Below are 12804 nucleotides of genomic sequence, written 5' to 3' on the forward strand. Positions count from 1 at the left end.
GCGGGAGAAGGCTCAGCGCGTCCTGCGCCGGGCCTTCTTCCGCGCCTGCTCCTCCTCGGCCTTGACCTCGGCGGCGTACCGGTCGACGTACTCCTGGCCGGAGAGCTCCAGGATCTCGTACATGATCTCGTCGGTGACGGCCCGCAGTACGGCCCGCTCACCCTCCATTCCCGCGTACCGGGAGAAGTCCAGCGGCCGGCCGAAGCGGATCGTCACGCGCCGGATGTTCGGGATCTTCTGTCCGGGCGGCTGGATCTCGAAGGTGCCGACCATCGCGCACGGTACGACCGGCACCCCGGCGCCGAGCGCCATCGCGGCGACGCCCACCTTGCCCTTGTAGAGCCGCCCGTCGTGCGAGCGCGTGCCCTCGGGGTAGATCCCCAGCAGATCGCCCCCGGACAGTACGCCCAGCCCCTCGCGCAGCGCTGCCTGGCCGGCGTCCTTGCCGGAGCGGTCCACCGGGATCTGCCCGGCGCTGCGGAAGAAGGCCGCGGTGAGCCGGCCCTTGAGCCCGGGGCCGGTGAAGTACTCGGCCTTGGCGAGGAAGGTGATCCGCCGCTTGAGGATCGCGGGCATCAGGAAGTGGTCGGAGAACGACAGGTGATTGCCCGCGACGATCGCGGCCCCCTCCTGCGGGATGTGCTCCAGACCCTCGATCCGGGGCCGGAACAGCAGCCGCAGCAGCGGACCGAGCAACACGTGCTTGAGCAAGTGGTAGAACACCAGGCCGCTCCTGTCGATGTCCCCGTTGTCACCGTCACCGTCATCTTACGGACGGTCAGGCGGGGGAAGCAGGGGGCGGTGGCCTCCGGGCTCAGCTGCTGCGCGACGCGGCCATTCCCGCGGTCAGCAGCCCCAGCACCACCCAGCCGAACCACAGCCAGCCGTTGCTGCCGAGGGCCACGGAGTAGGCGGCCACGGCCACCAGGGCGGCGAAGGTCATCACGGCCATCGCCTTAACGGATCCGGTCATGCCCCATGGTGGCGCGCGGAGGCGGTCCCGCGCTACTGGCCACGCGCTTGGAGTGTGGCGAGATAGGCGTTGTACGCCTCCAGCTCCTGGTCGCCGTCGCGGTCCGCGGCCCGGTCGGAGCGCTTCGCCGCCCGCTGCTCCGAGTGGTACCACTGGTAGACCAGCGCGATCAGCACCAGCACCGAGGGGACCTCGCTGAAGGCCCAGGCGATGCCGCCGCCCCACTGCTGGTCGAGCAGCGGGTCGATGCCGAGGGAGGCCGGGGGAGTCGCGTACGTCTTGACCATCGGCTCGCTCGCCATCATCAGCGCGATGCCGAAGAAGGCGTGGAAGGGCATCCCCGCGAACAGCTCCAGCATCCGCATCACGTAGCCGGGGCGGTGCGGGCCCGGGTCGACGCCCATGATCGGCCAGAAGAAGACCAGGCCGACGGCGAGGAAGTGGACCATCATCGCGATGTGCCCGGTCTTGGACTCCATCAGGAAGTCGAAGATCGGCGTGAAGTACAGGCCGTAGAGGCTCGCGATGAACAGCGGGATGGTGAACACCGGGTGGGTGATCACCTTCATGTAGCGGCTGTGCAGCAGCATCAGCAGCAGCTCGCGCGGCCCCTTGACCCCTCGCGCGGCGGGCGGGATCGCGCGCAGCGCCAGCGTCACGGGCGCGCCGAGCAGCAGCAGGATCGGGGAGAGCATGCTGATGACCATGTGCTGGACCATGTGCACGCTGAACATGACCATGCCGTAGTCGTTCAGCTTGGTGCACATCACCAGGGCCACGCTCAGCACACCGGCCGTGAAGGCGACGGTCCGGCCCGGTGACCAGGAGTCCCCCCGCCGGCGCAGCCGCACCACGCCCCACGCGTAGAGGCCGAGGCCCACCAGGGAGCCGATCAGGAAGAAGGCGTCGAAGGAGAACTCCAGCCCGCGCCCGAGCGTGAACGGCGGCAGGTCCATATCCATGTCCATGCCCGCGTGCGCGAGGTGATTCATCTCTTCCACTCCCTTGACCTGTGGTGCCCCACCACAGTAATGCCGCCCCGGGACGGCGATTCGTCCGGGGGCGGTGTCAGAAGGGGGGAAATATCACGCGGCGGTCATTTCACAGGACGTTCTGCGCCTCGGAGTACCGCTCGGCCGGCACCGTCTTGAGGGTCGAGGTCGCTTCGGCGAGCGGCACCATCACGATGTCGGTGCCGCGCAGCGCGGTCAGCATCCCGAACTCGCCGCGGTGGGCGGCCTCCACCGCGTGCCAGCCGAAGCGCGTGGCGAGGACCCGGTCGTACGCGGTGGGGGTGCCGCCGCGCTGGACGTGGCCCAGGATCACCGGCCGGGCCTCCTTGCCGAGCCGCTGCTCCAGCTCCACGGCGAGTCGGTTGCCGATACCGGCGAACCGCTCGTGGCCGTACATGTCGGTGCCGCCCTGCTCCAACTCCATCGAGCCCTCGGCGGGCTTGGCACCCTCGGCGACGACGACGATCGCGAACCGCTTGCCCGCCGAGAAGCGCTCGCCGACGATCGCCGTCAGCTCCTCGATGTCGAAGGGGCGCTCCGGGACGACGATCGCGTGCGCGCCGGCCGCCATACCCGAGTGCAGGGCGATCCAGCCGGTGTGGCGGCCCATGACCTCCACGACCATCACGCGCTGGTGGGACTCGGCGGTGGTCTTCAGCCGGTCCAGGGCCTCGGTGGCCACGCCGACGGCGGTGTCGAAGCCGAAGGTGACATCGGTGGAGGCGATGTCGTTGTCGATGGTCTTGGGGACGCCGACGATGGGCAGACCGGCCTGCGAGAGCAGGTGGGCGGCCTTCAGGGTGCCTTCGCCGCCGATCGGGATGATGGCGTCCAGACCGAGGTCGGCGACGTGGCCGCGGGCCCGCTCGACCCCGTCGCGCAGGTGCGCGGGCTGGACCCGGGAGGAGCCCAGGATCGTGCCGCCGCGGGCCAGGATGCCGCTCACGGCGTCCAGGTCGAGCTTGCGGTAGTCGCACTCCAGCAGGCCGCGCCAGCCGTCGACGAAGCCGATGACCTCGTCCCCGTGGTCGACGACGGCGCGGTGCACGACGGAGCGTATGACGGCGTTGAGGCCGGGGCAGTCGCCTCCGGAAGTGAGCACACCAATGCGCATGGCAGGAATGACCTTTGCAACGTGGGCCGACGACCGGACCACGTCGTCCGGTTGGAACTACCCTGCACCCTACAAGTGGACCGGCGGTGGACTGAACCATCCTCCACATGCTGGTCAGATCATCTGTGCGAACGCACGTCGGCCCGGACCCCCCGAGGGGGATCCGGGCCGTACGGAGTGCGACCTGCGAATTACGCGGGCTGGGTGGCCGCCGCGATGCGCTCGGCGCGCAGCGCCTCGTACCAGCGGTCGTCGATGGGCGGCAGCGCGTTCACATCGAGGGCCAGCTTGAGCAGCAGGTCCGCGATCTGCGGGTTGCGGGCCATCACGGGGCCGTGCATGTAGGTGCCGAACACCGTGTCGTTGTACGCGCCTTCGGTGCCGTCGCCCGTGCCGTTGCCGCGGCCCAGGCGGGTCCGGGCGAACGGCTTCGCCGTCGGGCCGAGGTGCGTGACGCCCTGGTGGTTCTCGAAGCCCGTCAGCTGCGGCAGGCCGAGCTGGGGGTCGATGTCGGCGAGGACGTCGCCGACGCACCGCTCGCCCTCACCGCGCACGGTGACCACGTCCAGCAGGCCGAGGCCCTCCTGGCGCTCGCCCATGTCGTTGACGAACTCCCGGCCGAGGATCTGGTAGCCGGCGCAGACGGAGAAGACGATCGCCCCGTTCGAGACGGCCCGCTCCAGACCGCCGTCGCGCAGCAGCCGCTCCGCGGCCAGGCGCTGCGGCCGGTCCTCGCCGCCGCCGATCAGGTAGATGTCGCCCGAGGTCGGGATCGGCTGGTCGCTGCGCACGTCCGCGCGCTCCACGTCCAGGCCGCGGCGGCGCGCCCGGCGTTCCACGACGAGGGCGTTGCCCTGGTCTCCGTACGTGCTCAGCAGGTCGGGGTAGACCCACACCAGACGCAGGCTGTTGTCGCTCATGCTCGTGTCCTCTGCGGTTCTGAAGGGGCGCTAGTTGCCGACGCGGCGGCGCACGTCCTGGAAGGCGGTGTAGTTGGCGATCAGCTCGATCTGTCCGGGCGGCGCCAGCTGCACGGCCTCGTCGAGGGTCTCGCACACCCGGAAGTCCAGGCCCGCGACCTCCAGGCGGACCGCGAGGTCCAGCTTGCGGTCGCCGATGACGAAGATGGGGTGGCCCGCGAGGCGCGTGTAGTCCACGTCCCACAGCCAGGAGGTGTCGGTGCCGTCGGCGCCGCGCGCGTTCACCGAGAGGATCACCGGGGTCGGCGGCGGGTCGATCAGCGAAAACGTTTCGAGCCAGCCCGCCGGGTTCTTCGCGAGCAGCAGCCGCAGCTCACGGCCCTGGAAGCCGACCACGTCGTAGCGGCCGGCGACGGCCTGCACCTGGTACATGCGCTCCAGCGCGACCTGCGGCGGCACGCCGAAGACCGCGGCCACGGCGGCCGAGGTGGCGGCGTTCGCCTTGTTGGCGCGGCCGGGCAGCTGGAGGTGGATCGGCCAGGCGCTGCCGTGCGGGTCGAGCACGTGGTCGCCCGAGAGCACCCAGCTCGGGACGGGGCGGCGGAAGCCGCACTCGCCGCAGAACCAGTCGTCGCCCGGGCGCTGCATGACGCCACCGCAGGAGGGGCACGACCAGGCGTCGTCCTTCCACTCCTGGCCGGCCGCGACCCACACCACGTTCTGCGAGGACGAGGCGGACCACACGATCAGCGGGTCGTCGCAGTTCGCGACGATGACCGCCTTGGAGCCGGAGAGGCCCTCGCGCCACTTCTCCGCGAGCATGCGGGTCTCGGCGGCGCGGTCCAGCTGGTCGCGGGAGAGGTTCAGCAGGGCGATCACCTTGGGGGTGACGTCCCGGGCCACTCCGGCCAGGTACTTCTCGTCCACCTCGATGACGCCGTACTTGGCGTCGGAGCCGCCCGCGAGGGCGGAGGTGATGCCTGCCGGCATGTTCGCGCCGAGGGCGTTGGAGACGACGGGACCGCTGGCCCGAAGGGCCTCCGCGATCAGCCGGGTCGTCGTGGTCTTGCCGTTCGTCGCCGAGACGAGGACGACGTCGAGATGCTGCGCCAGCGCGCCGAGAAGATCGGGGTCGAGTTTGAGTGCGACCTTGCCGCCGATCACCGATCCGCTTCCGCGTCCCGCGGCCCGCGACACCGCCGCCGCGGCCTTGCCCGCCGTCACGGCCAGCTTGGCCCGCGGCGAAAGCGGCTCTGTGTTGCCTGCCATCGTCCCTTGTCCTCCTTGCGTCGGTCGCCCCCAGCCTATCCAGTACCGGCCCGGGCCCTGACCGCGGCGCCCCCGAGCTGCCGAAGATCTCCTCATATAGTCGCCCGTCGTACCCTTACGGCCATGCGACAGCGCCCCATCCCCGGTACCACCGGCATCGTCCGCACCATGAGCCTGTTCGGTGACCCGGTGCTCCACTCGGCCTGCGCGGAGGTCACCGAGTTCGGCCCCGCCCTGGACCGGCTCATCGAGGACATGTTCGCCACGATGTACGGCGCCGAGGGCGTCGGCCTCGCCGCGAACCAGATCGGCGTCGGGCAGCGGGTGTTCGTCTACGACTGCCCCGACGACGAGGACGTCCGCCACGTCGGGCACGTGGTCAATCCGCGCCTGGTGACGGCCGACGGGGACGAGTTCCGCGGGCCCGAGGGCTGCCTGTCCCTGCCGGGGCTGGAGGCGGGCACGGTCCGCTTCGACCACGCGGTGGTGGAAGGGGTCACCTCGGACGGCGCGCCCGTGCGGATAGACGGCACCGGGTTCTTCGCCCGGTGCCTCCAGCACGAGTGCGACCACCTCGACGGCACGGTCTACGCGGACCGGGTCACGGGCTTCCGGGCCCGCAGGCTGCGCCGCGAGATCCGCAAGGCCCCGTGGGGCCCCGGTTCGCTGCCTGGCTAGAAGCCCGGGCCGTCCGCGCGGTTGCCGGCCGTGCCCAGGCGGCCCCAGAGGAGGTCGGTGAGGCCGGCGACGAGCTCCGCCCGCTCGCACGGGCGCTCGCCGAGCCACCAGTCGCCGGCCGCGTGCATCATGCCGACGATGCCGTGGCCCCAGATGCGGGCGAGCCGCTCGCCGCCCGGGCCGAGGTCCACGCGCTCGCCGATCACCTTGGCCAGTTCCTCGCCGAGCCGGCGCAGCAGCGGGGCCGAATGCAGGCCGACGTCGAATCCGCGCTCCGCGGTGTGCGAGTCCTCGGCCGGGTGCATGAGGAAGCGGTAGACCTGCGGGCGGGCCTCGATGGCGACGAGGTACGTGTCGAGGGTGGCCTCGACCCGGCGGCGCCGCTCGGCCGGCGCGTCGAGGGCGGCGCGCAGGGAGTCGAGCAGCGCGTCCGTGTGCCGGACGGCGAGCGCCTGGTAGAGGCCCGCCTTGTCGCCGAAGTGCCGGTAGAGGATCGGCTTCGTGATGCCGGCCTCCGCCGCGATGGCGTTCATGGACGCCTTGGGGCCGTCCCTGAGGACGACCCGGTCGGCCGCTTCGAGCAGTTCCCGCCGCCGGCGCTCTGCCGCTCCCGGCTCGCCGGCCTGCTGAGTGGTCTCCATGACGTGTTTCTCTCCCCGCCCTTGCGATGTGCGTGACGCCCACGCAACGTAACACCCCGCACACCCTCGAGATCGAATCGGCGGCCGCCCAGGGCTGGGTCCCGACCGCGCTTGACAGTGCTTACTCGCCGGTAACAGACTGTGCCGATCGCTCGGGTTACCGCTAGTAACCACTCGTGAGACAAGCAAGAGACACCTGGAGGGGACATGGCGGAGTTCACCATGGAGCTCAACGACGACCAGAAGCAGGTACGGGACTGGATCCACGGCTTCGCCGCCGATGTCATCCGGCCCGCCGCCGCGGAATGGGACGAGCGCGAAGAGACTCCGTGGCCCGTCATCCAGGAGGCCGCGAAGGTCGGCATCTACTCGCTCGACTTCTACGCCCAGCAGTTCTTCGACCCCACCGGCCTCGGAATCCCGATGGCGATGGAGGAGCTCTTCTGGGGCGACGCGGGCATCGCCCTGTCCATCGTCGGCACCGGCCTGGCCGCCATCGGGGTCGTCGCCAACGGCACCGAGGAGCAGATCGGCACCTGGATCCCGCAGATGTACGGGACCCCCGACGACGTGAAGGTCGCCGCCTTCTGCTCCTCCGAGCCCGACGCCGGCTCCGACGTCGGCTCGATGCGCACCCGCGCCGTCTACGACCAGGCCAAGGACGAGTGGGTGCTCAACGGCACCAAGACCTGGGCGACGAACGGCGGCATCGCCAACGTCCACATCGTCGTCGCCGTCGTCGACCCGGAGCTCGGAACCAAGGGCCACGCCTCCTTCATCGTGCCGCCGAACACCCCGGGCCTCTCCCAGGGCCAGAAGTTCAAGAAGCACGGCATCCGCGCCTCGCACACCGCCGAGGTGGTGCTGGAGGACGTACGGGTGCCCGGGTCCTGCCTGCTCGGCGGCAAGGAGAAGCTGGACGAGCGCCTCGCCAGGGCCCACGAGCGGGCGCGCAACGGCGGCGGCGAGCGCGTGAAGAACGCCGCCATGGCCACCTTCGAGGCCTCCCGTCCCGCGGTCGGCGCCATGGCCGTCGGCACCGCCCGCGCCGCCTACGAGGTCGCCCTCGACTACGCGAAGACCCGCACCCAGTTCGGCCGCCCGATCATCGACAACCAGGGCGTCGCCTTCCAGCTCGCCGACATGCGCACCTCGATCGACGCGGCCCGGCTGCTGGTCTGGCGGGCCTCCTGGATGGCGGTGGCCGGCCGTCCCTTCACCTCGGCGGAGGGCTCGATGTCGAAGCTCTTCGCGAGCGAGGTGGCCAAGAAGGTGACCGCCCAGGCGGTCCAGATCCTCGGCGGCAACGGCTTCACCCGCGAGTACCCGGTGGAGCGCATGCACCGCGACAGCGCGATCTACACGATCTTCGAGGGAACGAGCGAGATCCAGCGCCTGGTGATCGCCCGCACGATCTCCGAGATGCCGATCCGCTAGGCGCGGCCTGTACGGGCGGGCCCCGTGCCCGGCCCGCCCGGGCCTGGGTCGGGCCTGGGTCGGGCCCGGTTCGGGCCCGGGTCCGGCACGGGTCAGGGCGGGGTCCGGCCCGGGGCGGGGCCGGGTCGTGCCCGGGACGGGACCGGTCGGCCGGGGTCCGGGGCGGTTCAGGTCGCTTTCAGCAGGCGGCTGAGGGCCCGGCCGAAGAGCCGGCGGCCCACCGCCGCCACCACCGGGTCCAGGGCGCGGGGCAGGCCCCGTACGCGGATCTCCTCGCGCCAGTGGACCTCGCTGCCGCCGGCCGGCGCCGGGCGGACCTCGATCTCCGCCCAGCCGGTCACCGCGCGGCCTTGTTTGACCAGTCGCACCAGCCCCGGCGAGGCCCCCTCGGGAGGCTGCCAGACGGCCACTTCCATCGGGTCGTCGAATGTGATGCCGCCCACGCCCGTCCGCGCCGTGAAGCGCGTTCCGACGCGCGTGGGCCCTGCCGTTTCGATGATCGTCCGGGTCAGCGGGACCTGCGCCCCGTGGCGTTCCCAGTCCGTCAGCCGGCGCCATGCCCGGGGCGGTGGGAGGGGTGTTCGGTGAACGATCCGGATACCGGGCATGAGCGCATGGTAATCGGGCATACACACCCTGAACTGGACCGCGAATATGGGTTCCGTCCAGGGGTGGCGATCAGCAATACTCACCGCCACCGTGGATCGCGGATTCGACCGGGTGACCACCGGCCCTCCCGCCCCACTCTGCGAGGAGGTGCGCCATGTGCTCCCACCAGCCCCCCTGCCCGAGCGCCGAAAGCGCCGATCACGACGCCGCCCGCACCGTCGCCTTCCACCCCGAACAGGGCTGGAGCCTGCTGTGCAACGGCGCCGTGGTCTTCGACGACACCGGTGAACTGCTCCCCGACGGCCGCACGGTGGAACCCCGCCGCCCGGCCCTGGTCTGAGCGAGGAGGCAGCATGCGCCAGCAGCTGATCCGCAAGCCCGTCCCCAAGCCCGCACCCCGAGACCTGGACCTGCGCACACCGTCGGGCAGACCCCTCCCGTACTGACGGGAGCCCACGAGCAGTCCAGTACGTACACGTAGGTCGTCCACCGGTTGGTGCTCAGCCGGTGGACGCCGCCGCGCCGCCCCGGAACGCGGCCTCGTAGGCCTCGTCGCCGATCGCCGCCCGGGCCTGGCGCTCGCCCTGGTCCCGCAGGGCCGTCAGTGACGGAGAGCCCATCTGCGGGCGGCCCACCGTGCGCCACCAGGCGTGCCCCGTGCCCAGCAGCCGCGCCGCCAGCTCGCCGTCGCCCAGCGCCGCCACCGCGGCCGCCAGCAGGTCCAGGCCGAGCGCGATGCCGAAGCGGTCGCCCAGCAGCCGCTTGCCGGACAGCATGGCCCGTACGTGCCGGGCGGCCTCCCCGTGGTGGCCGAGGCCCAGCGCGGAGACGGCCAGGATGTAGTCCGCGTACGCCCGCAGCCAGCGCTCGCCCAGTTCCGTACACGCCTCCCGCAGGCCGCGGGCCTCCTCGGCGGCCTCCTCGAAGCGGCCGAGGTCGCACAGCGCGTACCCGGTGGCCAGCCGGCACAGGAGCCAGCCCGCGCCGCTGGGCCGGCCGCCGTGGTCGGCGCGTGCGCGGGGCCCGGCCAGTTCCAGGGCCCGGGAGGCGTCCCCGGGCATCATCACGGCCACCGCGTGCAGGTAGGCGGCGCGCAGTTCCGGCTCGGGGTCGGCCAGCAGGGCCGCCTCGCGGCGGCACTCCTCGCCGAGCTCCCGCGCCGCGTCCAGGTCGCCCTGGAGCAGCGCCGTGAGCCCGAGGGCCCAGAGCGCGCCGGTGTACGCCGTCCCCGAGCGCGGGGCCGCCCGCAGGGCCCGTTCCAGGAAGGCGCGGCCCTCGTGCACGTGCCCGCAGGAGAACCAGAAGAACCACAGGGCCCCGGCGGTCTCCAGGGCCGCCGCGGGGTCCGAGCGCAGCAGGTGCTCCAGGGCGGTGCGCAGCTGCGCGTGCTCGGCGGTCATCCTGCGGTACCAGTCCACCTGGCCCGGCCCCAGCCAGCCCCGGTCGGCGGCCTGGGAGAGCGCCGCGTACCAGTGGGCGTGCCGGTCGGCGACGGTCCGTACCTCGCCGAGCTCCGCCAGCCAGTCGTGGCCGTACTCGCGGATCGTGTCCAGCAGCCGGTAGCGGGCCCCGGCGCCGCGCTCCTCGGTGCGCAGGACCACCGACTTCGCGACCAGCCCGGTGAGCACCCGCTCCACGCGGGAGGCGGGCAGCGGGCCGCCCGAGCACACCGCCCGCGCGGCGGCGACGTCGAAGTCCCCGGTGAACACCGAGAGCCGGGCCCACAGAAGCCGTTCGACCGGCTCGCACAGTTCGTGGCTCCAGCCGATCGCGGTGCGCATCGTCTGGTGCCGTGGCGGCAGTACGGCCCGGGTCTCGGACAGCATGTCGAAGCGCGCCCCGATCCGCTGCGCCATCTGCTCCAGGCTCCACAGCCGCATCCGGGCCCCGGCCAGCTCCAGCGCGAGCGGGATGCCGTCCAGGCGGCGGCACACCTCGGAGGCGATGGCGGCCCGTTCGGGGTTCTCGAAGGCCGCCGCGGACTGCGGGGTCGCGGCGAGGGCGCGGGCCCGGAAGAGTGCGAGGGCGTCGCTGTCGGGTCCCTCGCAGGGCAGCGGGCGGACCTCGACGACCACTTCGCCGGGGCAGCCAAGCGGCTCGCGCGAGGTCACCAGTACCGTCAACCCGGGAGCGGACTGGAGGAGTTCACCCACGAGGTGTCGGCATGCGGAGACCAGGTGCTCGCCGGTGTCCAGGACGAGGAGCAGCTCCTTGTCGGCCATCCACGCGCACAGCTCCTCGTCGAGGGCGCGCGCGGAGTGGTCGGCCAGACCCACGGTGTGCGCGACGGTGGCGGTGAGCAGCTCGGGGTCGCGCAGCGGCGAGAGCTCCACCCACCAGGTGCCGTCGTGGTGTCCGCGGCGGGAGTCGGCGACGGCGCGCAGGGCGAGCCGTGATTTGCCGACACCGCCGACGCCGGTGAGGGTGATGAGCCTGTGGTCGCGCAATAAGCCTTTGAGGACGCCGAGTTCTTGCTCCCGGCCGACGAAGCTCGCCGATTCCGGCGGCAGGTTTCCCGGCACGGCGGCAGAGTCTGGCTCAGGGACGCCGCCCGCGGGGTCTGGCTGATTGTTGTTGACCGAGTACTCACCGAACACGGATGTATTGTGCGTGATCTTCCTTGGCAGAAGTGCGGTTCGGACTGGATCCCGGTCACGGGTTACGCACGGCTCCAGCGCGGCTCAGCCGGTGAGCACGATCCGCCGCTCCGCCGAGAAGGCCCCCCAGTTGCCGTCGGGCAGGCGGGCGCGCAGTTTCACGGTCCACACGGTGCCGGCGGGTTCGGTGACCGTGAGCCGGTGTTCCGCCCGGTCGGCGGGCACCGCGCCGATGCCGAACTGGATGACCGTGGTGGGCGCTCCGTTGACGTACAGCTCGTACTCGCTGGTCTCGCGGCCGGTGTCCGGGGCGGTCCAGGAGAGGGTGACCGCGCCGGGCGAGGCGGCCGCCGTGAACTCGGCGGGGGCGGTGTTGCGCCGCTGGCCCGCCCCCGCCGGGGTCGTCACGTCCACCGGCGGGCTGTCGGGGGAGGAGTTGTCGGCGGCGTCGCGGGCCCGGACGGTGAAGGTGTAGACGGTGTCCGGCTGGAGGCCGTCCAAGGTGGTCTCGGTCTGTGCCGGGCCGGCGGTGTGGATCCGGATGCCGCCCTGGTAGACGTCGTAGGAGGTGACGCCCGAGTCGTCGGCGGCCGCGGCCCAGGTCAGCCGGGCGGCGGTGGGCCCGAGGGCGCGGCCCGTGACGGAGGGCGGGGCCGTCGGTGCCTGGCGGTCCTCGGCTTTGGCGACCGGGGTGGTGGCCGAGGCCGCCGAGCTGGGCGCGGAGGTGTTTCCGGCGGCGTCACGGGCCCGGACGGTGAAGGAGTAGCCGGTCTGCGGGGTGAGGCCGGTGATGTCCACCATGGTCTTGTCGGCGGGGAGTTCCCGGACCAGGCGGTCGGCCTGGAAGACGAGGAAGGTGCTCACGCCGTCCGCGGGGGCGGGGGACTGCCACATGACGTGGACCGAAGTGGCGCTGCCGGCCTGCGCGGTGAGTCCGGAGGGGGCGGCCGGGGCGGTGGTGTCGGCGGAAGCGCAGCCCGCCAGGGCCGTCGCGGCCGTCAGGGTCACCACGGCCGCCAGGGCCGTCGCGGCGGTGTGTCGCACAGGGGCGCCCTTCCTCCGCTTCCTCGTAAAGGTCTAGACATATATGGCACGCGGCGGGGTGGCCGGGCAATACCTGCGCGGCCGGAACTCGTCTTTCCCGTCGGGGATTTCCACCGCGCCCGTCAAGCGCGGCGGACCGTCACGGACGGTCAACACCCGTTTGGCGGACGCGGGTTTCGCCCGGCACGGGCCCCTCCTGCGCCACCATGGCGCCGCTAAGGAGGTGTTCCCCATGGTGATCTCCCTCTCCGTGGTCGTCCTGCTCCTCGTCCTCGCGTGGATCTTCCTGCGCGGCGGCGGCCTCAAGCTCTCGCACGCGATCGTCTGCGTCCTGCTCGGCTTCTACCTGGCGAGCAGCAGCATGGCCGCGACCATCCACGACGGCCTCACGGCCACCGCGAACGTGGTCTCCGGTCTCAGGCCTTAGGGGGTGGGGGGGGGGGGGGGGGGGGGGTGGTGGGGGGGGGGGGGGGAGAAAAAAAAAACCACAGAAAACCCACAACAAAAAA

At 72.0% G+C, this 12804-nt stretch carries 14 protein-coding genes; 4 read left to right on the forward strand and 10 right to left on the reverse strand.

Annotated features, from left to right (window positions below):
- Positions 1-12: 12 nt before the first annotated feature.
- From ACZ7GJ_RS06165 to ACZ7GJ_RS06190, 6 genes are all read right to left on the reverse strand, one after another.
- Positions 13-723 (reverse strand): lysophospholipid acyltransferase family protein, encoded by a 711-nt coding sequence (locus ACZ7GJ_RS06165; protein ID WP_470749946.1) that lies wholly within the window; start codon positions 721-723, stop codon positions 13-15.
- 91 nt (positions 724-814) lie between these two features.
- Positions 815-973 (reverse strand): hypothetical protein, encoded by a 159-nt coding sequence (locus tag ACZ7GJ_RS06170; protein ID WP_385229563.1) that lies wholly within the window; start codon positions 971-973, stop codon positions 815-817.
- 32 nt (positions 974-1005) lie between these two features.
- Positions 1006-1965 (reverse strand): cytochrome c oxidase assembly protein, encoded by a 960-nt coding sequence (locus ACZ7GJ_RS06175; protein ID WP_470749948.1) that lies wholly within the window; start codon positions 1963-1965, stop codon positions 1006-1008.
- Positions 1966-2074: 109 nt separating this feature from the next.
- Positions 2075-3100, reverse strand: coding sequence for a 6-phosphofructokinase (locus tag ACZ7GJ_RS06180; protein WP_470749950.1), 1026 nt, complete (start codon positions 3098-3100; stop codon positions 2075-2077).
- A gap of 191 nt (positions 3101-3291) precedes the next feature.
- Positions 3292-4020: a type 1 glutamine amidotransferase gene (locus ACZ7GJ_RS06185; RefSeq protein WP_365924156.1), complete on the reverse strand. Its 729-nt coding sequence runs from the start codon at positions 4018-4020 to the stop codon at positions 3292-3294.
- Between the two features lie 30 nt (positions 4021-4050).
- Positions 4051-5289, reverse strand: a complete 1239-nt coding sequence (locus ACZ7GJ_RS06190) for a MurT ligase domain-containing protein (RefSeq protein WP_365924154.1) — start codon at positions 5287-5289, stop codon at positions 4051-4053.
- Between the two features lie 123 nt (positions 5290-5412).
- On the opposite strand from ACZ7GJ_RS06190, the gene def reads away from it, so the two are divergent.
- Positions 5413-5967 (forward strand): peptide deformylase, encoded by a 555-nt coding sequence (gene def, locus ACZ7GJ_RS06195; protein ID WP_470749953.1) that lies wholly within the window; start codon positions 5413-5415, stop codon positions 5965-5967.
- On the opposite strand, the gene ACZ7GJ_RS06200 is transcribed toward def, so the two are convergent.
- A complete protein-coding gene (locus tag ACZ7GJ_RS06200) occupies positions 5964-6608 on the reverse strand; it encodes a TetR/AcrR family transcriptional regulator (protein ID WP_385229545.1) in 645 nt (214 codons plus the stop codon). The genes def and ACZ7GJ_RS06200 overlap by 4 nt on opposite strands.
- Positions 6609-6815: 207 nt before the next feature.
- On the opposite strand from ACZ7GJ_RS06200, the gene ACZ7GJ_RS06205 reads away from it, so the two are divergent.
- Complete coding sequence (locus tag ACZ7GJ_RS06205) at positions 6816-8045, forward strand: acyl-CoA dehydrogenase family protein (RefSeq protein WP_470749954.1); 1230 nt, start codon at positions 6816-6818, stop codon at positions 8043-8045.
- A 167-nt stretch (positions 8046-8212) separates the two neighbouring features.
- On the opposite strand, the gene ACZ7GJ_RS06210 is transcribed toward ACZ7GJ_RS06205, so the two are convergent.
- Positions 8213-8653, reverse strand: coding sequence for an SRPBCC family protein (locus ACZ7GJ_RS06210; protein ID WP_470749956.1), 441 nt, complete (start codon positions 8651-8653; stop codon positions 8213-8215).
- 155 nt (positions 8654-8808) lie between these two features.
- On the opposite strand from ACZ7GJ_RS06210, the gene ACZ7GJ_RS06215 reads away from it, so the two are divergent.
- Positions 8809-8994 (forward strand): DUF5999 family protein, encoded by a 186-nt coding sequence (locus ACZ7GJ_RS06215; RefSeq protein WP_365924144.1) that lies wholly within the window; start codon positions 8809-8811, stop codon positions 8992-8994.
- A 160-nt stretch (positions 8995-9154) separates the two neighbouring features.
- On the opposite strand, the gene ACZ7GJ_RS06220 is transcribed toward ACZ7GJ_RS06215, so the two are convergent.
- Both ACZ7GJ_RS06220 and ACZ7GJ_RS06225 read right to left on the reverse strand, forming a co-directional pair.
- On the reverse strand, positions 9155-11176 hold the full coding sequence (locus ACZ7GJ_RS06220; protein WP_470749958.1) for an ATP-binding protein: 2022 nt from the start codon (positions 11174-11176) through the stop codon (positions 9155-9157).
- A 159-nt stretch (positions 11177-11335) separates the two neighbouring features.
- On the reverse strand, positions 11336-12295 hold the full coding sequence (locus tag ACZ7GJ_RS06225; protein WP_470749960.1) for a fibronectin type III domain-containing protein: 960 nt from the start codon (positions 12293-12295) through the stop codon (positions 11336-11338).
- Positions 12296-12527: 232 nt separating this feature from the next.
- Between ACZ7GJ_RS06225 and ACZ7GJ_RS06230 the strand changes: the two genes are divergently transcribed.
- Complete coding sequence (locus tag ACZ7GJ_RS06230; protein WP_365927689.1) at positions 12528-12722, forward strand: hypothetical protein; 195 nt, start codon at positions 12528-12530, stop codon at positions 12720-12722.
- The last annotated feature ends 82 nt before the right edge of the window (positions 12723-12804 follow it).

This window comes from Streptomyces sp. NPDC037242 (assembly GCF_055604165.1).

Coding starts and splice junctions, on each gene's coding strand:
- ACZ7GJ_RS06170 (WP_385229563.1), bottom strand. CDS start 973: ATGACCGGATCCGTTAAGGCGATGGCCGTGATGACCTTCGCCGCCCTG.
- ACZ7GJ_RS06175 (WP_470749948.1), bottom strand. CDS start 1,965: ATGAATCACCTCGCGCACGCGGGCATGGACATGGATATGGACCTGCCG.
- ACZ7GJ_RS06180 (WP_470749950.1), bottom strand. CDS start 3,100: ATGCGCATTGGTGTGCTCACTTCCGGAGGCGACTGCCCCGGCCTCAAC.
- ACZ7GJ_RS06185 (WP_365924156.1), bottom strand. CDS start 4,020: ATGAGCGACAACAGCCTGCGTCTGGTGTGGGTCTACCCCGACCTGCTG.
- ACZ7GJ_RS06190 (WP_365924154.1), bottom strand. CDS start 5,289: ATGGCAGGCAACACAGAGCCGCTTTCGCCGCGGGCCAAGCTGGCCGTG.
- def (WP_470749953.1), top strand. CDS start 5,413: ATGCGACAGCGCCCCATCCCCGGTACCACCGGCATCGTCCGCACCATG.
- ACZ7GJ_RS06200 (WP_385229545.1), bottom strand. CDS start 6,608: ATGGAGACCACTCAGCAGGCCGGCGAGCCGGGAGCGGCAGAGCGCCGG.
- ACZ7GJ_RS06205 (WP_470749954.1), top strand. CDS start 6,816: ATGGCGGAGTTCACCATGGAGCTCAACGACGACCAGAAGCAGGTACGG.
- ACZ7GJ_RS06210 (WP_470749956.1), bottom strand. CDS start 8,653: ATGCCCGGTATCCGGATCGTTCACCGAACACCCCTCCCACCGCCCCGG.
- ACZ7GJ_RS06215 (WP_365924144.1), top strand. CDS start 8,809: ATGTGCTCCCACCAGCCCCCCTGCCCGAGCGCCGAAAGCGCCGATCAC.
- ACZ7GJ_RS06230 (WP_365927689.1), top strand. CDS start 12,528: ATGGTGATCTCCCTCTCCGTGGTCGTCCTGCTCCTCGTCCTCGCGTGG.